The sequence below is a fragment of the Hydrogenophaga sp. GW101-3F08 genome (genome assembly GCF_059424585.1).
On record NZ_JBWKZP010000002.1, the window covers coordinates 592448 to 613679 of the forward strand.

16 protein-coding genes are annotated in these 21232 nt (G+C 66.6%); 8 read left to right on the plus strand and 8 right to left on the minus strand.

What is annotated here, in order from left to right:
• Positions 1-265 precede the first annotated feature (265 nt).
• On the minus strand, positions 266-2596 hold the full coding sequence (gene rpoD, locus AC07YZ_RS08420; RefSeq protein WP_494794424.1) for an RNA polymerase sigma factor RpoD: 2331 nt from the start codon (positions 2594-2596) through the stop codon (positions 266-268).
• Between the two features lie 297 nt (positions 2597-2893).
• Positions 2894-4903, minus strand: a complete 2010-nt coding sequence (gene dnaG / locus AC07YZ_RS08425; RefSeq protein WP_494794425.1) for a DNA primase — start codon at positions 4901-4903, stop codon at positions 2894-2896.
• 44 nt (positions 4904-4947) lie between these two features.
• Here dnaG and AC07YZ_RS08430 point away from each other — a divergent pair, with 44 nt between their 5' ends.
• Positions 4948-6594 (plus strand): acyl-CoA synthetase, encoded by a 1647-nt coding sequence (locus tag AC07YZ_RS08430; protein WP_494794426.1) that lies wholly within the window; start codon positions 4948-4950, stop codon positions 6592-6594.
• A gap of 132 nt (positions 6595-6726) precedes the next feature.
• On the opposite strand, the gene AC07YZ_RS08435 is transcribed toward AC07YZ_RS08430, so the two are convergent.
• Positions 6727-8607, minus strand: a complete 1881-nt coding sequence (locus AC07YZ_RS08435; RefSeq protein WP_494794427.1) for a gamma-glutamyltransferase family protein — start codon at positions 8605-8607, stop codon at positions 6727-6729.
• 149 nt (positions 8608-8756) lie between these two features.
• On the opposite strand from AC07YZ_RS08435, the gene AC07YZ_RS08440 reads away from it, so the two are divergent.
• A complete protein-coding gene (locus tag AC07YZ_RS08440) occupies positions 8757-10703 on the plus strand; it encodes a GspE/PulE family protein (protein WP_494794428.1) in 1947 nt (648 codons plus the stop codon).
• 141 nt (positions 10704-10844) lie between these two features.
• Here the strand turns inward: AC07YZ_RS08440 and AC07YZ_RS08445 are convergent, their stop codons facing one another.
• The 3 genes from AC07YZ_RS08445 to AC07YZ_RS08455 all read right to left on the minus strand — a co-directional run bounded on the left by AC07YZ_RS08445 (position 10845) and on the right by AC07YZ_RS08455 (position 13949).
• Positions 10845-11603, minus strand: coding sequence for a 3-hydroxyacyl-CoA dehydrogenase (locus tag AC07YZ_RS08445; protein ID WP_494794429.1), 759 nt, complete (start codon positions 11601-11603; stop codon positions 10845-10847).
• Positions 11604-11673: 70 nt separating this feature from the next.
• Positions 11674-13215, minus strand: coding sequence for a sensor histidine kinase (locus tag AC07YZ_RS08450; protein WP_494794430.1), 1542 nt, complete (start codon positions 13213-13215; stop codon positions 11674-11676).
• Positions 13212-13949 carry a response regulator transcription factor gene (locus AC07YZ_RS08455; protein WP_494794431.1) on the minus strand — a complete coding sequence of 246 codons (738 nt, stop codon included), beginning with the start codon at positions 13947-13949 and terminating at the stop codon, positions 13212-13214. Before AC07YZ_RS08455 ends, AC07YZ_RS08450 begins: the two co-directional genes overlap by 4 nt.
• Before the next feature lie 122 nt (positions 13950-14071).
• Between AC07YZ_RS08455 and AC07YZ_RS08460 the strand changes: the two genes are divergently transcribed.
• Together AC07YZ_RS08460 and ppk2 are read left to right on the plus strand one after the other, a co-directional pair.
• Positions 14072-14596: an RNA polymerase sigma factor gene (locus tag AC07YZ_RS08460; RefSeq protein ID WP_226493607.1), complete on the plus strand. Its 525-nt coding sequence runs from the start codon at positions 14072-14074 to the stop codon at positions 14594-14596.
• 148 nt (positions 14597-14744) lie between these two features.
• Entirely contained in the window at positions 14745-15662 is a 918-nt protein-coding gene (gene ppk2 / locus AC07YZ_RS08465; protein WP_226493606.1) for a polyphosphate kinase 2, read from the plus strand.
• Positions 15663-15785: 123 nt separating this feature from the next.
• Here the strand turns inward: ppk2 and AC07YZ_RS08470 are convergent, their stop codons facing one another.
• Positions 15786-16841, minus strand: a complete 1056-nt coding sequence (locus AC07YZ_RS08470) for an extracellular solute-binding protein (RefSeq protein WP_226493605.1) — start codon at positions 16839-16841, stop codon at positions 15786-15788.
• A gap of 99 nt (positions 16842-16940) precedes the next feature.
• Here AC07YZ_RS08470 and AC07YZ_RS08475 point away from each other — a divergent pair, with 99 nt between their 5' ends.
• Positions 16941-17864 carry a patatin-like phospholipase family protein gene (locus AC07YZ_RS08475; protein WP_494794432.1) on the plus strand — a complete coding sequence of 308 codons (924 nt, stop codon included), beginning with the start codon at positions 16941-16943 and terminating at the stop codon, positions 17862-17864.
• Positions 17865-18084: 220 nt separating this feature from the next.
• On the opposite strand, the gene AC07YZ_RS08480 is transcribed toward AC07YZ_RS08475, so the two are convergent.
• Positions 18085-18627: a phasin family protein gene (locus tag AC07YZ_RS08480; RefSeq protein ID WP_226493603.1), complete on the minus strand. Its 543-nt coding sequence runs from the start codon at positions 18625-18627 to the stop codon at positions 18085-18087.
• Between the two features lie 257 nt (positions 18628-18884).
• On the opposite strand from AC07YZ_RS08480, the gene AC07YZ_RS08485 reads away from it, so the two are divergent.
• The 3 genes from AC07YZ_RS08485 to AC07YZ_RS08495 all read left to right on the plus strand — a co-directional run bounded on the left by AC07YZ_RS08485 (position 18885) and on the right by AC07YZ_RS08495 (position 21167).
• A complete protein-coding gene (locus AC07YZ_RS08485) occupies positions 18885-19904 on the plus strand; it encodes a histone deacetylase family protein (RefSeq protein ID WP_494794433.1) in 1020 nt (339 codons plus the stop codon).
• Positions 19901-20359, plus strand: coding sequence for an acyl-CoA thioesterase (locus AC07YZ_RS08490; protein WP_494794434.1), 459 nt, complete (start codon positions 19901-19903; stop codon positions 20357-20359). The genes AC07YZ_RS08485 and AC07YZ_RS08490 overlap by 4 nt, the downstream gene beginning before the upstream one ends.
• A gap of 73 nt (positions 20360-20432) precedes the next feature.
• The gene (locus AC07YZ_RS08495; protein ID WP_494794435.1) at positions 20433-21167 is read left to right on the plus strand and encodes a nitroreductase; all 735 of its coding nucleotides are present in this window, start codon (positions 20433-20435) and stop codon (positions 21165-21167) included.
• Positions 21168-21232: the final 65 nt, after the last annotated feature.

Here is a 21232-nt window from a genome sequence, read left to right on the forward strand (position 1 = left end):
TTTGCCCGTTCCTCCTCCTTTACTTCGCTGCGCCAAGCACCCGGCGCTCCCGGCCTGCCAGTTGGTGGGCGCGCCCGCGGGGGGGAGCCAGCAACGTGTCCGGTTCGATGCAGTCGGGTGTTCTGCATAGCGAAGTAAAGGAGGAGGCGGCCGGGGGACATGAGCGGCGCAGAGCGCCCGACTGCATCGAACCCACCAACCCAGCTGGCACGAAAAAAAAGGGAGCCAAAGGCTCCCTTTCCAGGCACGTCAGAAAGACTGCCGATTACAGCGTGTCGATGAAGCTGCGCAGCTTGTCCGAACGGCTGGGGTGCTTGAGCTTGCGCACCGCCTTCGACTCGATCTGACGGATGCGCTCGCGCGTCACGTCAAACTGCTTGCCCACTTCTTCCAGCGTGTGGTCGGTGGACATCTCGATGCCGAAACGCATGCGCAGCACCTTGGCTTCGCGCGGCGTGAGGCTGTCCAGAATCTCTTTCACCACCTCACGCAGACCGGCCTGCATCGCCGCCTCGATCGGCGCGGTGTTCGCCTGGTCTTCGATGAAATCGCCCAGGTGCGAATCGTCGTCGTCACCGATCGGGGTTTCCATCGAGATCGGCTCTTTCGCGATCTTCATGATCTTGCGGATCTTCTCCTCCGGCATCTCCATCTTCTCGGCCAGGATCGACGCATCGGGTTCGAAACCGAACTCCTGCAGATGCTGGCGGCTGATGCGGTTCATCTTGTTGATCGTCTCGATCATGTGCACCGGGATGCGGATGGTGCGCGCCTGGTCGGCGATCGAACGCGTGATGGCCTGGCGGATCCACCACGTCGCGTAGGTCGAGAACTTGTAGCCACGGCGGTATTCGAACTTGTCCACCGCCTTCATCAGACCGATGTTGCCTTCCTGGATCAGGTCCAGGAATTGCAGGCCGCGGTTGGTGTACTTCTTCGCGATCGAGATCACGAGGCGCAGGTTGGCCTCGATCATTTCCTTCTTGGCGTCGCGCGAGGTGGACTCGCCCTGGTTCATCCGCTTGTGGATGTCCTTCAGGTGCGCCAGCGGCACGACCACGCTGCTCTGGATCGTCATCAGGCCCTGTTGCAGTTCCTGGATGGGCGGGATGTTGCGCGCCATCACCACGCTCCAGGGCTTGCCGGCGGCGGCCTGCTTCTCCACCCACTTCAGGTTCAGCAGGTTGGCCGGGAAGTCGGCGATGAACTTCTCCTGCGGCATGCCGCACTTGTCCACGATGATGCGGCGCAGTTCGCGTTCCTTCTTGCGCACGTCGTCGACCTGGCTGCGCATGGTGCTGCACAGCTTTTCGATCGCCTTGGCGGTGAAGCGGATCGACATCAGCGTCTCGGTGATGGCTGCCTGCGTCTTGAGGTAGGTCGGGCCGCCGTAGCCTTCCTTGTCGTAGGTCTTGTGCAGCTTCTCGAACAGCGTGCGCATGGCGTCGAAGCGGGTGAGAGCTTCGCGCTTGAGTTCTTCGAGCTTGCGGGTGAGCGCCTTGGAGCCGCCCTTGCCGTCGTCGTCATCGGCTTCGTCGTAGTCGTCGAAGTCTTCTTCGGCCACGTAGTCGTCGGCCGCGTTGGCGTCGGCAAAACCGTCCACCACGGTGGAGATCACGACCTTGCCGTTGCGGATTTCCTCGGCCATGGCCAGGATGTCGGCGATGGTGGCGGGCGATTCGGAGATCGCGGCCATCATGTCGTTCAGACCACCTTCGATACGCTTGGCGATCTCGATTTCACCTTCGCGCGTCAGCAGCTCGACCGTGCCCATTTCGCGCATGTACATGCGCACCGGGTCGGTGGTGCGGCCGAATTCCGAGTCCACCGTGGAGAGCGCGGCTTCGGCTTCTTCTTCGGCTTCTTCTTCGGTCGCGGCGGTGGGGCCGGTGTTGTTCAGCAGCAGGGTTTCGGCGTCGGGCGTCTGTTCGTAGACGGCCACGCCCATGTCGTTGAGCAACGAGACCACCACCTCCAGCGTCTCGGCCTCGACCAGCTTGTCGGGCAGGTGGTCGTTGATTTCGCCGTGCGTGAGGTAGCCGCGCGTCTTGCCCAGCTTGATCAGGGTCTTCAGGCGCTCTCGGCGGTTCTTGGCTTCTTCTTCGGACAGGACGGTTTCGTCCAGGCCGAATTCCTTCATCAGCGCGCGCTCCTTGGCCTTGCTGATCTTCATGCGCAGCGGCTTGACCTTTTCGGTCGGCTGCGCGGAGGCGTCCACCACCTCGGCTTCGACTTCACCGGTCAGGTCGTCTTCAATGTCGCTCAGGTCGGCGTCGTCGAGATCGGCACCAGTGCTGACCGACGAGGCCTTGGGCTTGCGGCCACGCTTGGCGGCGGGTTTGTCGGACGCGGCCTTGGCGGGGCGACCGGCCTTTTTCTTGACGCTGCCTTCGAGTTCGTCGTCGAGCGCTTCGGGGGTGGCCTTGCGGGCGGTCGTCTTGGCGGCCGGGGTTTTGGCCGCGGCCGGGGTGGGGGTCTTGGATGTCGTCACAGGGGCTTTCTTCGGGGGCGCTTTGGGGGTCACCGCAGCGGCGCTGGCTTTCTGGACGGGTTTCTTGCTGGACACGGCGGACGTACTGGACTTCTTCGCAGGCATGAGGACCTCAAAAAAAATGTCAGGAAAAGAACCGGCAGGACTCACAAAAAACGCCAGACAGCCGCAGCCTGCGGACAACCCCGGTGATTTTGTTGGGCACTACACCCACCTTTCGCCGGAAAGGGTGGGCCTGCAAGCTGTTGGGGCGAACATTTGGTGTGCAGTCCTTGCGGGGTTCCGTCAGGACCTGGGTGGGTCGCTGAGGTGGCCAGGAGAGGCATCCATCGAGCCCCGATGCTTGGGGGCCGGGCCGGTGCCGGAGGTGCTGCTGTCGCGCTTGCGGTGCAAAGCCTTGGATTATACCGCTGAACCGGTTTTCAGGGCCTGCAGCTCGGCGCTGATGCGCTTGTAATCCTCCATGGCGCCAGGGTCTCCCCGGGCCACGCGCTCGGCGATCTGGCGGGCGAGTTCTTCCAGCCGGTCGCGCCGCAGGCGGGCCATCACGTCGGCGAGCTCGGCCGTTTCCGAGGCCGGGTCGTTGCCGATGGTCGCCTGTTCCACCTCGGTGCAGGCGAAAGCCTCGTGTTCGCTGCCGCGCAGGGCCTCGCGCAGGGCCGCCCAGGGTTGGGGGCCGTGCTCGTGCAACTGGGCTTCGAGCCAGGCGAACACAGGGCCGTGCGGCACCGGCAGGTGGGCCAGCAGGGCGTGGTCGTCGGCCGAGAGGCTGTCCCAGGCCTGGGCATTGGCCAGCAACAGGCCCACGGCCCTGTCGGCCCGGCTGCCGCCCGCGCGGCGCTGGCCGAGCATGCGCGGCGGCGGCGGAGGGCCCTTGCGCCATTTGCCATACCCCTTGTTGCCGTAGGAGCCTTTGCCGTAGCCGCTGTTTCCGCCACCGCCGCCATAGCCCCCGCCGCCCGATGGGCTGTAGGACGGGGCGTAGCCGCCACCCATGGGATCCCCGTGGTCCTGGGGGTGGCTGCCGCCGTCATAGCCGTGCGCCGGGGACGCCGATGGCTCATGGTTCGCCGGGCGCTGGGCGCGGGCGCCTCCACCGGTTTGTTGCCAGAGCTGCAGCAGGTCGGAACTGCCGATGCCGATGCCGTTGGCCAGTTCGGTGATCAGCTGGCGTTTCAGGGCTCCGTCGGGCAGGGCGCTCCACAGCGGGCGGGCCTGGCTGGCCATGCGCGCGCGGCCTTCGGCGGTGGTGAGGTCGCAGTCGGCGCTGGCGGCATCGACCAGAAAGCGCGAGAGCGGCACCGCCTCTTTCACGCATTGGGCAAAGGCTTCTTCGCCGTTGGCGCGGATGAAACTGTCGGGGTCGTGCTCGGCGGGCAGGAACAGGAACTTCACGCTGCGCGTGTCGGTGGCCAGGGGCAGGGCGGCGTCGAGCGCCTTGCGCGCGGCGCGCCGGCCGGCGCCGTCGCCGTCGAAGCTGAAGACCACGCTGTCGGTGAAGCGGAACAGCTTTTGCACATGGTCGGCGGTGCAGGCCGTGCCCAGCGTGGCCACGGCGTTGGCAAAGCCGAGCTGGGCCAGGGCGACCACGTCCATGTAGCCCTCGGTGACCAGGGCGTAGCCCGCCACGCGGATGGCGGTGCGGCCCTCGAACAGGCCGTAGAGTTCGCGGCCTTTGCTGAACACCGGCGTCTCGGGGGAATTCAGGTACTTGGGCTCACCCTTGTCGAGCACGCGTCCGCCAAAGCCGATGTATTCGCCCTTGACGTTGCGGATCGGGAACATGATGCGGTCGCGAAAGCGGTCGTAGCGCTTGGCCTCACCGTCCTGGCCTTTTTCATCTTCGTGCACGATCACCATGCCGGACTCGACCAGCAGCGCATCGGCGTAGTCCGGGAACACGCTGGCCAGGCTGCGCCAGCCTTCGGGCGCGTAGCCCAGGCCGAAGGTCTTGGCGATCTCGCCCGAGAGGCCGCGCCCTTTGAGGTAACTCACGGCACGCGGCGAGGCCTTCAGGTGCTTCATGTAGGCGTGTGCCGCCTTCTCCAGCACGTCGTTCAGCGTCACCTGCTTCTGGCGCTGCAACGCGGCGCGCTCGCGGTCTTGCGGCGAGGCGTCGTCTTCGGGCACCTGCAGGCCGGTCTGCTGGGCGAGGTCTTTCACGGCTTCGATGAAGCTCATGCCGGCGTGATCCATCAGGAAGCCGATCGCGTTGCCGTTGGCGCCGCAGCCGAAGCAGTGGTAGAACTGTTTGGTCGGGCTGACGCTGAACGACGGCGATTTTTCGCCGTGGAACGGGCACAGCCCCATCAGGTTGGCTCCGCCCTTCTTCAACTGGACGTAGCGGCCCACCACGTCGACCACGTCGACGCGGTTGAGCAGTTCCTGGATGAAGGTTTGCGGTATGGCCACCTGGCTATTCTCCCCCACGCGTCAAGATCAACAGGAGACATCACATGACCAGCATCTACGACCGGGATCTGCCCCGCAACGAGGCCAATTTCGCCCCGATCTCGCCGTTGTCGTTCATTGAGCGCACCGCCGAGGTCTACCCGGACCGGCTGGCCATCGTGCACGGCGCGCTGCGCCAGACCTGGGCCCAGACCTATGCGCGGGCGCGCCAGCTGGCCAGCGCCCTGCTGCGCGCCGGCATCGCCAAGAACGACACGGTGGCCGTGATGCTGCCCAACACGCCGCCGATGGTGGAGGCGCACTTCGGCGTGCCCATGGCCGGCGCCGTGCTCAACGCGCTCAACACCCGGCTGGACCCCGAGGCGATTGCCTTCATGCTGGACCATGGCGAGGCCAAGGCGGTGATCGTGGACCCGGAATTCGCCGGCACCCTGCGCAAGGCGCTGGATCTGCGGCAACACAAATCGCCCTTGCTGGTGATCGATGTGGAAGACGCCCTCTTCACCGGGGAGGCGCAGACGGTGGGCAGCACCACCTATGAAACCTTCCTGGATACCGGCGACCCGGCCTTCGCCTGGAGCCTGCCAGCCGACGAGTGGGACGCGATTGCGCTCAACTACACCAGCGGCACCACCGGCAACCCCAAGGGCGTGGTCTACCACCACCGGGGTGCGGCCACGAACGCGATCAGCAACATCCTCGAATGGGACATGCCCAAACACGCGGTCTACCTCTGGACGCTGCCCATGTTCCACTGCAATGGCTGGTGTTTCCCCTGGACGGTGGCGGCGCGCGCGGGTGTCAACGTCTGCCTGCGCCGCGTCGAGGCACCGGCCATTTTTGACGCCATGCGCGAGCACGGGGTCACCCACTATTGCGGCGCGCCCATCGTGCACGGTCTGTTGGTCAACGCCCCGGCCGCCATGAAGGTGGGGGTGCCTGCGGGCATCAAGGCCATGGTGGCGGGCGCCGCACCGCCGGCCTCGATGATCGAAGGCATGGAGCAGATGGGTTTTGACCTCACCCATGTGTACGGTCTGACCGAGGTCTACGGACCGGCCACGGTCTGCGCCAAACACGATGCCTGGGATGCGCTGGACATTGGCGAACGCGCCCGGCTCAACGCGCGCCAGGGCGTGCGTTACCACCTGCAGCGTGACGTGCGCGTGCTCGACCCCGAGACCATGAAGCCCGTGCCGCAGGACGGCGAAACCATGGGCGAGATCATGTTCAAGGGCAACATCGTGATGAAGGGCTACCTGAAGAACCCCAAAGCGACGGCGGAGGCGTTTGCCGGCGGTTGGTTCCACAGCGGCGACCTGGCGGTGCAGTACCCCGACGGCTATTTCAAGATCAAGGACCGCAGCAAGGACATCATCATCTCGGGCGGCGAGAACATCTCGTCCATCGAGGTGGAAGATGTGCTGTACCGCCACCCCGACGTGTTGGCCGCCGCTGTGGTGGCGCGGCCGGACCCGAAGTGGGGCGAGACGCCGTGTGCCTTCGTGGAACTGAAGTTCGGCGTGCACACCACACCCGAAGAGATCGTGGCGCACTGCAGGAAGCACCTCGCGGGTTTCAAGGTGCCGCGTTTCGTGGTGTTCGGTGAACTGCCCAAGACGAGCACCGGGAAGATCCAGAAGTTCGAGTTGCGCAAGCGGGCTGGGTCGGCGGCGGCGATTGACGTCTGACTTTTTTCGAACCTGCACCTCGCGCCGATGCCTCGAACCTGCACCTCGCGCAGGTCGATGGCGTCACCCCCGTTCTCCGGCCCACGCTCGCCGTCGGCCGTTCGTGCGCTTAGCCGTTACGAACAAGTGGCATCAATCCCCCGCCACGATCCCCTCGCGCCGCGGGTCGGCGCCGCCGAACCACACCGGCTCGCCGTGTGCCTGGCCACGCACGATGGCCTGCAGGCCGCTGGGCATGGGGGTTTCGCTGACCGTGTGACCGCGCTGCTGCAGCGCCTGCACCGTGGTGGCGGGGAAGCGCCCGGCTTCCAGCATCAGCGGGCCGCCCAGCGTGCCGAAATTGGGCAGGTCGATGGCGGCCTGCGGCAGCAGGCCCCAGTGCAGCACGCCCAGCAGCGTCTTGGCGGTGAAGTGGATGATCAACGCGCCGCCGGGGCTGCCCGCGCTCATGAGCAACTGGCCACTGTCTCGATCAAACACCAGGGTGGGCGACATGGACGAACGCGGTCGTTTGCCGGGCTCGACGCGGTTGGCCACCGGCCGGCCCTGCGCGTCGGCGGGTGTGAAGCTGAAATCGGTGAGCTGGTTGTTGAGCAGGAAGCCGCCGGGGCGCGTGGGGTCGGTGCTCACCATCAGCCGCGCGCCAAAGCCCGCTTCGATGGTGGTGGTCATGGCCAGGGCGTTGCCCAGGCCATCGACGATGCTGATGTGGCTGGTGCCGTACTCGGGTTGCTCGGGCATCGCGGCCCAGGCACTGGGCACGCCGCCGGGCTGGCCGGCCGGGGCCTGTGGCGAACGCGTGGGGCCCAGCAGCCGGGCGCGCTCGTCGAGGTAGCGGGCGTCGAGCAGGCTGCCCCAGCGGCCGGCCGGCGGGGCGACGAAGTCCGGGTCGGCCAGGTACTGGGCGCGGTCGGCGAAGGCCAGGCGGGACGCCTCGGCGTAGGCGTGCAGCCAGTCGGGGCCGGGCCGGCCGTCGGCCAGCGGGGTGGTCGCTTGCGGCGTGCGCGCCAGCAGGCCCAGGATCTGGCCGATGGCGATCGCGCCCGAGCTGGGCGGCGGAAAGCCGCACAGGCGCAGCGCGCGCTGCGGCGCCGCGTGCTCGTGGCACAGCGCCTCGCGTTCTTTCGGCCGGTAGCTGGCCAGGTCGTCCAGGCTCAGCTGGCCGGGGTTGGCCGGATGCGCCTGCACCTTGTGCACGATGGCCCGCGCCACCGGGCCGCTGTACAAAGCCTGCGGTCCCTGCGCCGCGATGGCCCGCAGCACCGCGGCGAGCTCGGGGTTGCGCAGCACATGGCCCACCGGGTGGGGCTGGCCGTCCGTGCGGTAGAAGTAGGCGGCGGCCACCGGGTCCTGCCGCAGTGCGGTCTCGCCCTGCAGCAGGGTGTGCAGGCGGGGGCTGACGGCGAAGCCCTGTTCGGCCAGCGCAATGGCGGGCTCGAACAATCGCGCCCAGGGCAGGCGGCCGTGTTGCCGGTGCGCCTGGGCCAGCATCGCCACGGCGCCGGGCACGCCGACCGAGCGGCCGCCCACCACCGCTTGCGCGAAAGGCAGGGGTTGGCCATCGGTGTCCAGGAACAGCTTCTCGTTCACCGCCGCGGGCGCGGTTTCGCGGCCGTCGAAGGCCTGTACCCGCCGGCCGTCGTGGTGCAGCAGAAAGGCGCCGCCCCCGATGCCGCTGGACTGCGGTTCCACCAACGTCAGCACCATCTGCACCGCGATCGCGGCGTCCACCGCGCTGCCGCCCGCGCGCAGCACCTGGGCGCCCGCGTCGGTGGCCAGCGGGTTGGCCGCCGCCACGGCGAAGTGGCGCGTGGTCCAGCCCGGCTTGTCGGTGATGCCGGAGGCGCTTTCGGGTTGCACCGGCAGGTCTGGCGCGCGGTAGGCCCAGCCGCGTCCGGCCGGTGGTGCGCCGCAGGCGGTCAGCAGCAGCGCCGTGAGCAAAACGGGCAGCCATGCAAACAAACCGTAACCATTGACGGGCGTGCGATGCGGCGAAAGTGTGTGTTTGGTCATGACAAGTCCAGTTGGCGGATGGGCGGTCACAGGGATGCGTGATGGATTGCCGCTGGTCAAGCGGTGACGATTGGCCTCGCGCTATTCTGAAGTTCTGAAGCTTAAAGTCGAGCCTTTGTCCCCACACACCAAGCAAGAAGGACGTCCGGATGTCGTTTTCCCCGCCGCCGCTCGTGGTTCCCGGTGCCCCCAGTGCGGCGTTCCGTTCCGATGTGCACAGCCTGCCCTTGCTCATGGTGGCGATTCAGGCCCAGCACAGCCAGCCCATCGTGAGCCTGCGCGAGGCCTTGCTGCAACTGCACATCCTGGATGCCGCCACGATCAGGGCCCTCGTCGAGGAAGACCCCAACTTGCTGCGCTCGCGCGCGGGGGAACTGGTGCAGCGCGTGCTGTTGACGGACGATGAGCTGCACCGGGCACTGGCGCGGGTCGCGGGTGTGGTGGAGGTGGAAGTGCTGGGGTTCGACGTGCCGCGCAAGGCTTTCGAGCTGCTGCCGCTGCGCCAGGCCTTTGCCCACCACGTGGTCCCGCTGGGCATGGCCGACGAGCAGTTTTTTATCGCCTCCTGCATGCCCACCAGCCCGGAGCTGCACCGCGAGCTGTGCTCGCTGACGGGGCACTCGGTCAGCCTGGTCTGGGCCAGCCGGGAGGCGATCGCGCGGCGGCTGGAGCTGCAGTCCCGCATCGAACACGCAAGCCACGGCCAGATCGATGGCGCGGTCGCGGGTGACGTGGTCCACAAGCTGGCGCCGACGCCGCCCGCGGCCACATCCGGCGATCAGTCGATGATCGAGGATCTGGTCATGCAGGCCATGCTGGAGGCGGGTAGTGGGGCCGAGGCCGAGCAGCTCGCTTCGGCCAGCGAGTCGGCCGGCCTGGTGCGGCTGATCAACCAGATGATCGCCGAGGCGCAACGCACGCATGCGTCCGACATCCACATAGAAACCAACCCGGGCGACGCGCTCACGGCGATCCGGTTCCGCCGCGACGGCGATCTGGAACCCTATGTGTGGCTGCCCGCCAAACTGCGGGCACCATTGGTCTCACGCATCAAGATCATGGCCCGGCTGGACATTGCCGAGCGGCGGCGCCCGCAGGACGGCAAGATCGATTTCTCGGAGTTCGGCGGCAATGCCCTGGAGCTGCGCGTGGCCGTGATGCCCACGCACGACGGGCTGGAGGACGTGGTGCTGCGCCTGCTCGAATCGGCCAAGCCGCTGCCGCTGTCCCGGCTGGGCCTGCAGCCACGCGACCTGGACCTGATCGCCGGGTTTTCACAACGCACCTATGGCATGGTGCTCGCCGCAGGCCCCACCGGCTCGGGCAAGACCACCACGCTGCACTCCATGCTGTCGGAGGTGAACACCAGCGAGCGCAAGATCTGGACCGCCGAGGACCCGATCGAGATCACCCAGCCGGGGCTGCGCCAGGTGCAGATGAACACCAAGATCGGCCTGACTTTTGCCAGCGCCATGCGCGGCTTCCTGCGGGCCGATCCGGACATCATCATGATCGGTGAAATCCGCGACAGCGAAACCGCCAAGATCGCGATCGAAGCCTCGCTCACCGGCCACCTCGTGCTCTCGACGCTGCACACCAACAACGCGTGCGAGAGCGTGGTGCGGCTGCTCGATCTGGGCATGGACCCGATGAACTTCGCCGACTCGCTGCTGGGCATCGTGGCGCAGCGCCTGGTGCGTGCCTTGTGCACCCACTGTGCGCAGTCCTCCCCGCTGGACGAAGAAGCCTGGGAGGCCTTGCTGCAGGAGTACATGGAAGGCAGCGAACTGAGCCGTCCGCAGGCCGTGGAGCGTCTGCTGGCCGCCACGGGCGCCGAATCGCAGGGGCAGCTCCAGATCCGCCATGCGGTGGGCTGCGAACACTGCGGTGGCAAAGGCTACAAGGGGCGGGTGGGCATCTATGAAATCCTGCAGAACAGCCACGCCATCAAAGAGCTGATCCAGAACCGGGCCCGGCCGTCGGAGATCTTCGAGACGGCGGTGAACGAAGGCATGCGCAGCCTGCGCCACGACGCGCTGGAAAAGGTGGTGCAGGGCCGGATCGACCTCAAACAGGCTCGCACGGCTTACCGGTAAGCCCCTTAGATACTGACACGTTCAGGGATGGATCCTCCGGCGCGAGATGCCGCACCCAGGATGCGGTGGAACCGGCTCTGCCGGGCCACACGCATCGCCCCCTTGAGGGGGGCGCGCGAAGCGCGGCGGGGGTGTTCCGTCTTAGCGCGGCGCCAGGCGGATCGCGCCGTCCAGGCGGATCACCTCGCCGTTGAGCATGTCGTTTTCGATGATGTGTTTGGCCAGCTTGGCGTAGTCCTGTGGTGTGCCCAGGCGGCTGGGGAAGGGCACGCTGGCGGCCAGCGCGTCCTGCACTTCCTGGGGCATGCCGAACAGCATGGGCGTGCCGAAGATGCCGGGGGCGATGGTCATGTTGCGGATGCCGTTGCGCGCCAGGTCGCGCGCGATCGGCAGCGTCATGCCGACCACGCCGCCCTTGGAGGCCGCGTAGGCCGCTTGGCCGATCTGGCCGTCGTAGGCCGCGACGCTGGCGGTGCTGATCATCACGCCGCGCTCGCCGGTGGCCTCGGGCTCGTTCTTGCACATGGCTTCCGAGGCCAGGCGGATCATGTTGAAGCTGCCGACCAGGTTGACCATGATGGTCTTGGTGTAGACGGCCAGCGAGTGCGCGCCGTTCTTGCCCACGGTCTTCTCGGCCGGCGCGATGCCGGCGCAGTTGACCAGGCCCATGAGCTTGCCCAGCGACACAGCCTTGGCCACCACGGCCTGGCCGTCGGCCTCGCTGCTCACGTCGCATTTGACGAAGGCGCCACCGATCTCCTTGGCGACCGCTTCGCCTTTTTCGGCCTGCATGTCGGCGATGACGACCGTGCCGCCATTGGCCGCCAGCATGCGCGCCGTGCCTTCGCCCAGACCGGACGCGCCGCCGGTGACGATGAATACCTTGCCTTGAATGTCCATGGGTGTGCTCCTCGGATGGTGAGTTGACGTTGACGTAAACGTCAATTATCACCCACATGAACGACCGGTTTCAGGCGGCCGGGAGTTCGAGGGTGATGTCGGTGCCCCGGCCCGGTTCGCTGGACACCTGCAGCCAGCCGCCGTGCAGATCGACGATGCGTTTCACGATCGCCAGGCCCAGACCTTTGCCGCCTTCGCCGGTGGCGGGCGCCACGCTGGATCGGCTCTGGTAGAAGCGGTCGAACAGGCGGGGGATCTCCTGGGCCGGAATGCCCGACCCGTTGTCGTTCACCCGCACCGTGACCACCTCGCCGTGTGTGCTGGTGCGGTGGTCGGCGCTCAGCTGGATCACGCTGCCGCTGCCCGAGAACTTGAGCGCGTTGTCCACCAGGTTGGCCACCGCGCGTTCGAACAATTCGATGTCCACCGCGGCCAGCGCGGGGCGTTGTGGGGCGCCGGGGCGCTCGGCCATCTGCAGGCGAATGCCCTGAAGGCGCGCCCGCTCGGCAAAACGCATGACCACGTCGTCCAGCAGCTCGCCCAGGTCCAGCACCTCGGCGTTGAGCTTGAAAGCCGGTTCGTCCAGGCGCGCCAGATCCCCCAGGCTTTGGACGAGGCGGGTCGCGTTGTGCGTGTTGCGCAAGGCCACCGCGACCAGCCGGCGGTCTTCGTCGCGGGTGGCGTCGCCGGTCCAGCGGGCGTCGAGGGTTTCGAGGCAGGCGGTGGTGGCGGTCAGCGGCGAGCGCAGATCGTGCGAGAGGTTGCTCACGCCCTCGCGGCGGAAGTGGTCCAGGCGCCGCAGCGTGCTCCACTGCCGCCGCAGGGTCTGGAGCATGGCGTCGATGCCGCCCGCGAGCTGGCCGAATTCATCGTTGCCATGGGCATCGGGCAGGTCGAGCGATGGACCCGGCCCGTCCGGGTCGCTCGAGGCCATACCTTCGAGGCCTTCCTGCGTGACCCGGCCGACCGATTGGGTGAGTCGCGACAGCGGGCGCGTGATGGTGGCGGTGGCCCAGGTGGCAAGCAGGGTGGCGAAGGCCACCACCGCGAGCACCATCAGCAAGGCGGGCTGGGACAGCGTGCTGCGCAGGGCCGCCATGCGCCCCTCGCCGAAAGCGCGGGGGCGCGAGACCAGATACAGGTAGCCGTCGACGGGCCGGTTGGGCTGTATGGCGGCGAACCGCAAAGGGCGCGCCGCGATGACCACGCGCTTGTCCATGTGCTCGGGGTCGTCGCCCAGCACATAGGGCATGGGCGTGTCGCCAGCGGCCTCCAGGACCGGCCCGATGCGCACCTTGAAACCCGGCGCGAGTTGGGCCTTTCCGGTGGAGCTGAGCACGGTGCCCTGCGTGTCCAGCAGGTAGAGCTGGGTGTCGGGCTCGTAGAGCACCAGGTTGGACAGGAAGTCGTCGAAGTCTTCGCCAAAACGCGACCGCATCCCCAGCAGGTCGTTGTGCTGCAGGACCACGCGTTTCAGGAAAGCGTCGGCCCGGTAGTAGGCCGACTCGTGTTCAAAACGCTCATAGGCCAGCACGATGGCGACCACCACGCCCAGCGCGGTGAACAGACCGGTGAGGAAGATCGTGAGGGCGATCTTGAGGCGAACCTTCATGGTTCAGTGCCAGGGCGCTCGCGCATCTTGTAGCCGGCACCCCGCACGGTGAGGATGAACTCCGGGCGCAGCGGGTCGGCCTCCAGCTTCGCGCGCAAGCGGTTGATGTGGGTGGTCACCGTGTGTTCATAGCCGTCGTGCGTGTAGCCCCAGACGGCGTTGAGCAGTTGCCCGCGTGAAAACACGTGGCCGGGGTGCTGGGCGAAATGCAGCAGGAGGTCGAATTCGAGCGCCGTGAAATCGAGCGCCATGCCGCGCACTCGGGCCACGCGCTTGACCTGTTGGATCTCCAGCTCGCCGTTGACCAACCAGGCGCTGGTGTCCGCGGCCTGGCTCTGGGCCGCCTGCGCCGCGCGCAGCAACTCCGAGCGGCGCAACAGCGCCTTCACGCGCGCCAGCAATTCGGCGATGGAGAAGGGCTTGGTGAGGTAGTCGTCGGCCCCGAGCTCCAGGCCCAGCACCCGATCGAGCTCGGTGGATTTTGCGGTGAGCATCAGGATGGGGGTGTGGTCGCCACGGGCGCGCAAGGTCTTGCACACCTCCAGCCCGTCCAGGCCCGGCATCATCAGATCGAGCACCAGCAGGTCGTGTCCCGCCGTGGTCTGCAGCGCCAGCGCCGACGGTCCGTCGCGGGTTTCGCTCACGCCATAGCCGGCACCGCGCAGGTTCAGGGCCAGCAGGTCCCGGATGTCGGTCTGGTCCTCGGCGATCAGGATCTGCTTCATGGCGTTCATGGGAGTGGGTCCGCTGCGTGAGCGATTTCTTACGCGATTGTTATCGAAATGTGATCTTTCGATAGCGGGCTGTGATCTGGGCTGACCACATTGGAGGCACCGAACCCGACCTGGAGCCCGCCATGAACACCTCCCACTTGTCTGCCTTGCCAACGCCCAACCTGGGCACCGTCTGCTGGACGGAGATGGTGAGCCACCGGAGCTATCTGATCCGCTTTGCCCAGCGCAAGCTCCACGACCCGATGCTGGCCGAAGACTTGGTCCACGACGTGTTCGAGGCGGTGATGTCCGGATGCGCCGCGTTTTCCGGCCGCAGCGCGCTGCGCAGCTGGCTCACCGGCATCCTGAAGAACAAGCTGGTCGATCTGATCCGGGACCGCGCCCGCTACCAGGAGATGGACGCCGAAGACGACGATGCCGTGTCATTCGAATGCGACGCCGCCCGTCCGGACGAACTGGCCGAGCACCGCGAGCGCCTGGCCCAGACCCTGGCGCGCATCGAAGACCTGCCCCAGGGTTTGCGCGATGTGATGCGCTGGCGCGTGCTGCACGACGACGACACCGAGGTGGTGTGCGAGCGTCTGGCGATCAGCCAGGACAGCCTGTTCGTGCGCCTGCACCGGGCGCGCAAACAACTGCTCTGCTGAAAGCCCGCAGGGTCGTTGTGCCGTGGACGTCGACCGCAGCCCAGGTGGCGTTGCTGGAACTGTCACCGGTTTGGCACCCGGTTTTCACCAACCTGTCACACAGGGGCGGTAGCCTGCGATCACCATTGACCCGCGCACGGAGCCGCCCATGTTTGACAGCCACGACGAGTTGCTCGCCCGAATCCACAACGACCTCATGGACGGCTACGACGAAGAGCTGGAGATGGAGATCGAAGACCGCCACGTGGACGCGCTCGGCGGTGCGCTGGACCCCGAAGCGCTGCGGCAGCAGAAAGAGAGTCGGCGCACGTATTTCCGCGAACTGTTCCGCCTGCAGGCCGAACTGGTGAAGCTGCAGGACTGGGTGCAGGCCACCGGGCACAAGGTGGTGATCGTGTTCGAGGGGCGCGACGCGGCCGGCAAGGGCGGGGTGATCAAACGCATCACCCAGCGCCTGAACCCGCGTGTGTGCCGCGTGGTCGCGCTGCCAGCGCCCAACGACCGCGAGCGCACGCAGTGGTACTTCCAGCGCTACGTGCCGCACCTGCCGGCGGGCGGCGAGATCGTGCTGTTCGACCGCAGCTGGTACAACCGCGCCGGCGTGGAAAAGGTGATGGGCTTCTGCACCGAGGAGCAGTACGAGGCCTTCTTCCGCGACGTGCCCGAGTTCGAGAAGATGATCGCGCGCTCGGGCATCCAGCTCATCAAGTACTGGTTTTCTGTGTCCGACGCCGAACAGGAACTGCGCTTTCTCGGCCGCATCCACGACCCGCTCAAGCAATGGAAGCTCAGCCCCATGGACCTGGAGAGCCGCCGCCGCTGGGAGCTCTACACAAAGGCCAAGGAAGTGATGCTGGAGCGCACCCATATCCCCGAGTCGCCCTGGTGGGTGGTGCCGGCCGACGACAAGAAAAAGGCCCGCCTCAACTGCATCCACCACCTGCTGTCACAGATGCCGTACCACGAGATCGAACGCCCGGGCATTGAACTGCCCGAACGCATGCGTCACGAAGACTACCGCCGCCACCAAGTGCCGGGCGAGATCTACGTACCGCAAGTGTTCTAAAAAGCCAAAGGCCCGCACAGCGGGCCTTTGGCTTTGAACCGGGAACGCGGTGGAACCGGCTTCGCCGGGCCACTCGCGTTGTCCCCCTTCGGGGGGAAGCCGCGAAGCGGCGCAGGGGGGTACTTACTTATAGCCCACGCGGTCCAGCATCTGCTGCACCTTGGTCATGTTCTTCGCCACAACGCCCAGCGGAATCTGCTCGGCCTTGAAGTTGTCGCCGCCCATGGCCTTGATGGCCGGGTTGTCCACCTTCAGACCCTTGGCGGCCGGGAACTCGTTGTTGCCGTTGGCGAAGTAGTCCTGTGCGAAGGGGCTGGACAGGAACTCCATGAAGGCGATGGCGTTGTCCTTGTTCTTGGCGTGTTTGGCCACGGCCGCGCCGGCGATGTTCACGTGGGTGCCGCTGGTGCCCTGGTTGGGGAACACCACGCGCACTTTTTCCATCACCGCGCGGTCTTCGGGTTTGCTGGACTTGATCAGGCGGGCCACGTAGTAGGTGTTGGTCAGTGCCACACCGCATTCGCCGGAGGCCACGGCCTTGACCTGATCGGTATCACCGCCCTTGGGTGCGCGTGCCATGTTGTCCACCACGCCCTTGAGCCAGGCTTCACCCTTGGCATCGCCCAGGCGCTCGACCACGGTGGAGAACAACGACATGTTGTAAGGATGCGAGCCCGAGCGGGTGCAGACCAGGCCCTTGAGCTTAGGGTCGGCCAGTTGTTCGTAGGTGGCCACGTCGTCGGCCTTGACACGCAGCGGGTCGTACACGATCACGCGGGCGCGGGTGGAGAAGCCGGTCCAGGTCACGCCATCCTTCGTTGCGTCCGCACGCAGGTTGGCGGGAATGGCAGCGTCCAGTTTGGCCGACTTGATCGGCTGGAACAGGCCTTGGCTGTCGGCGCTGGCCATGCGGGCCGCGTCCACCAGCATGATCACATCGGCGGGCGAGGCGGCGCCCTCGGCGCGCAGGCGCGCCACAATGCCCGCGTCGTCCGCGTCCACCCGGTTGATCTTGATGCCCGTGGTCCTGGTGAACGTGTCGTACATCACCTCGTCGGTCTGGTAGTGACGGGCGGAGTACAGATTGAGCACCTTGTCCTGGGCCAGTGCCTGGCTCTGGATGGCCAGGGCACAGGCCGCGGTGGCCAGAACGACGGGAAGCTTGACGGTGTTTCGCATGGGTGGGGCTTTCAGGATGGCAAGGAATCCCGCGCATGGCTGGAAACATCCAGTAACGCAGGCAGGTTTAAACTGTAAAAGATGCTAACACAAACACGAATGCTTCTTAATAAGTTCCTGTTGACCTGGGTCAATGTCCTGGCACTGGCGGTGCTCGCTGGCTGCTCCATCCTGCCCATGGGTACGCCCAAGCCGCCTCCAGGGCCCGAGGTCACGGTGCCCCCGGACGTAGCGCCCGCGCGCCGGCCGCCCCGCCTGGGTCTGGCGCTGGGTGGCGGCGCAGCGCGGGGTTTCGCCCATGTCGGGGTGATTCAGGTGCTGGAGCAAAACGGCATCCGGCCGGATCTGGTGGTCGGCACCTCCGCGGGCAGCCTGGTCGCGGCGCTCTACGCCAGCGGCAAGAGCGCCGCCGAGCTCGAACGCGCCGCGCTCACCATGGAGGAGGCCGCGCTGACCGACTGGACCATGCCCTTGTTCAGCCGCGGCATGCTGCGCGGCGAGGCGCTGGCGCGCTATGTGCGCCAGGCCGTCGATGGGCGCCGGATCGAAGACATGGCACTGCCCCTTGGCATTCTGGCCACCGATCTGGGAACCGGGCAGGGCGTGCTGTTCCGGCGTGGCGATGCTGCCCAGGCGGTGCGGGCGTCGAGCGCGGTGCCGGGTGTCTTCAACCCCGTGAGCATCACGGGCCGCGACTATGTGGACGGTGGGCTGGTGGCGCCCGTGCCGGTGAGTCAGGCGCGCGCCATGGGGGCCGAGGTGGTGTTGGCGGTGGACATTTCCAACGTGCCCGAGGGGAACCACCCCAACGGCAGCCTGCAGGTGCTGTTGCAGACCTTTGCCATCATGGGGCAGACCATCAACAAGTACGAGCTCGCGGGGGCCGACGTGTTGCTGCGCCCGGCACTGACCGGCGTGGGCAGCGCCGACTTCGCGGCCCGCCAGCGCTCCATCGAGGCGGGGCGGGTGGCCATGCGTGCAGCCATGCCACGGCTGAAGGCACAGCTGGCGCAACTGAAGTAGCTGTGTTTGCGGCGGCCATAAAAAAAGCCCTCACTTTGCAGCGAGGGCTTAAGGGGTCCGATGAAACCGAATTTCGAAAAGGACCCGAGGAGACAACCAGAAAAAACGGACCAGATGAATGGCGCCGCCTTCCGAGGTCTGGCGCCATCATGCCGTGACCATATGGTGGTCGATTTGACCGAAGTCAAGACCCCGATCAACGGCACGATTGCGGGTCAGTTCAACGCTTCTTGGCAGCGGCCTTGGTGGCGCTGACGGCTTGCGAAGTCACGGTGTTGAAGTTGGCTTCGGCCATTTCGGTGGCTTGCTTGACAGCCTTCTGCACCGATTCCATGGCGTTGTTGGCGGCGGAGACGGCGCTCTTCATCACGGCCACGGCGGTTTCGGAACCGGCGGGAGCGTTCTTGGAAGCGTTGTCCACGACGGACATGAATTTCTTCTGTGCGTCGGCGGCCTGGGCTTCAGCGGCCTTGCCGAATTCGGCGCCGGTGCCCGAAGCGATGTCGTACAGGTGGCGGCTGTAGGCCACGGTCTTTTCGGCCAGGGGCTGCATCAGGCTGGCTTGCAGCGTCAGCAGTTCCTGTGCGTCTTTCACGCTCAGGATGGCTTGGGCGCTGTTGGCGGATTCGGAAAGGGCGGCCTTGGTGGCCTGCACATTGAGCTCGACCAGTTTTTCAACGCCTTCGAAGGCTTTCTGGGTCAGGCCGAAAATGGTTTCGATGTTGGCTTTCTGGGCGGCAACGATTTGTTCAGCGGTCAACATAGTGAATACTCCTTGAGTTTGGTTTACAGGTTTAGTTGAGAGCTGCTCGAGAACACCGCGCTGTCTGTACGCTGTTGTTTTCGTTCGCTTTGCTGCACTGCAACATGACTCGAATTATAGGGATAACCCGATCGAGCGCAAGTGGTTTTTGTTGCACTGCAGCAATCTAGGGGCGGTTTTCTAAAACACGGGCGATCCACCCCGGTTTCCCGCTGCGGACACAATGGGTTCGCCCATCTGTCGAGGTCCCGCCCGCCGTGCACGCTTACTACGCCGACCACTTCATCCTGCCCCTACCCAGTGGCCACCGCTTTCCGATGGCCAAGTACGGGCGCTTGCGCGAGCGCCTCGCCGCCGAATGGCCGCAGGTGCGTCTGGGGCAGGCGCTGCCCGCCAGCGACGGCGAGCTGGCGCTGGTGCACACGCCGGGCTATATCGGCGCCATCCGCCAGGGCACGCTGGAAGCCAGTGCGCAGCGCGAAATCGGTTTCCCCTGGAGCCCGGCCATGTGCGAACGGGCCCGGCGCTCGGTGGGTGCAACCATCCAGGCCTGTCGCGATGCGATGGCGGGCGATGGGCTGGCGGCCAACCTGGCCGGGGGCACGCACCACGCCTACGCCCACAAAGGCAGCGGCTTCTGCGTCTTCAACGACGCCGCCGTCGCGGCCCGGCTGATGCAGGCCGAACACGCGCGCCGTCACCGCGCCCAGGGCCCGCTGCGCGTGGCCATCATCGATCTGGACGTGCACCAGGGCAACGGCACGGCCAGCGTCTTCGCCACCGATGACTCGGTGTTCACGCTCTCGCTGCACGGTGCGAAGAACTTCCCCTTTCGCAAGGAGCCGAGCGACCTCGACGTGGAACTGCCCGACGGCTGCGGCGATGCCGAGTACATGGAGGCGCTGGAGCGTGCGCTCGACGAGTTGGCGCGCCGCTTCGATCCCGGTCTGGTGATCTACCTGGCCGGCGCCGACCCGCACGAGGGCGACCGCCTCGGACGCCTGAAGCTCAGCTTCGACGGGCTGGAAGCGCGCGATCGCCGCGTGATGGACTGGGCCTGGCAGCGCCGCCTGCCGCTGGCCTTTGCCATGGCCGGCGGCTACGGCACCGACATGGAGGCCACGGTGCAGGCGCAGGTGAACACCTACCGCGTGGCCCTGGACTACCACGCGCGCTGGGCCGCGCTGGCCCGGCGCGCGGCACCCGATGCCCCCGCGGTTGTGGCGACCTGGGCGACAGCCGGCGCCGGGCCCCGCTGGCAGAATGCCGCGCCATGAACACCAACGCCCCAGCGACCCTCGCCGCGCGCCCCCAGGCCAAGGCCCGGGACCACTACCGCGTCTTCCGCACCATCGGCACGCGCTGGAGCGACAACGACATCTACGGACACGTCAACAACGTCGTCTACTACAGCTGGTTCGACACCGCCGTGAACGCCTGGCTGATCGAGCGGGGTGCGCTGGACATTCACGGTGGTGAGGTCATTGGTCTCGTGGTGGAGACCCAGTGCAATTACTTCGCGCCGCTGGCGTTCCCGCAAGCCGTGGAGGCCGGCCTGCGCGTGGCCCACCTGGGCAGCTCCAGCGTGCGCTACGAGGTGGGTCTTTTTGCGCAGGACAGCGACTCCGCCGCCGCCTGCGGCCACTTCGTCCACGTGTACGTGGACCGCGAAACACGCCGCCCCGTGCCCTTGCCGGCCGCGCTCAAGTCGGCGCTGGAGTCGATCCTGTGACAGCGGCAGCGCCTTGCCGGGGTTCTTGACATAATTGACGTTTACGTAAACGTCAATAAAACGGAGATCACGCATGACCCTCAATCCCCCGTCTTCGGCCCCCACGGCGCCCATCGACGCCGCCAGCGTGGACACCGCCATCACCAGCCGCATGTCGGTCCGCGCCTTCCTGCCCCAACCGGTGCCGCGCGAGACCATCGAGCACCTGTTGCGCGTGGCCAGTCGTGCACCGTCGGGCACCAACACCCAGCCCTGGAGGGTCTACGTGCTCCAGGGTGCGAGCCGCGACACGCTGGTGGAGAAATGTTGTGCCGCGCACGACGCCCTGCGTGCCGATCCGTCGCTGGCGTCCGAGTACCGGGAGGAATACGACTACTACCCGGAGAAGTGGGTCAGCCCCTATATCGACCGCCGGCGTGAAAACGGCTGGGGGCTCTACGGCCTGCTCGGCATCACCAAGGGCGACAAGGACAAGATGCACGCGCAGCACCAGCGCAACTTCCGTTTCTTCGACGCGCCCGTGGGGCTCATGTTCACGCTCGACCGCGTGATGGGCCGTGGCTCGCTGGTGGACTACGGCATGTTCATGCAGAACCTCATGGTCGCCGCGCGCGGCCACGGCCTGCACACCTGCCCCCAGGCGGCCTGGAACGGTTTCGCGAAGATCATCCTGCCCCACATCGGCGCGGGCGAGAACGAGATGCTGGTCTGCGGCATGTCGCTCGGCTACGCCGACCCGGCCGACAAGGTCAACACTTTCGTCACGCCGCGCGAACCGGTCGAGAGCTTCACGCACTGGCTGGCGTAAAGCCCCCCCTGCGCCGCTTCGCGTCACCCCCCCCCAGGGGGGGGCGCCACCAGCCGTCTGGCAAA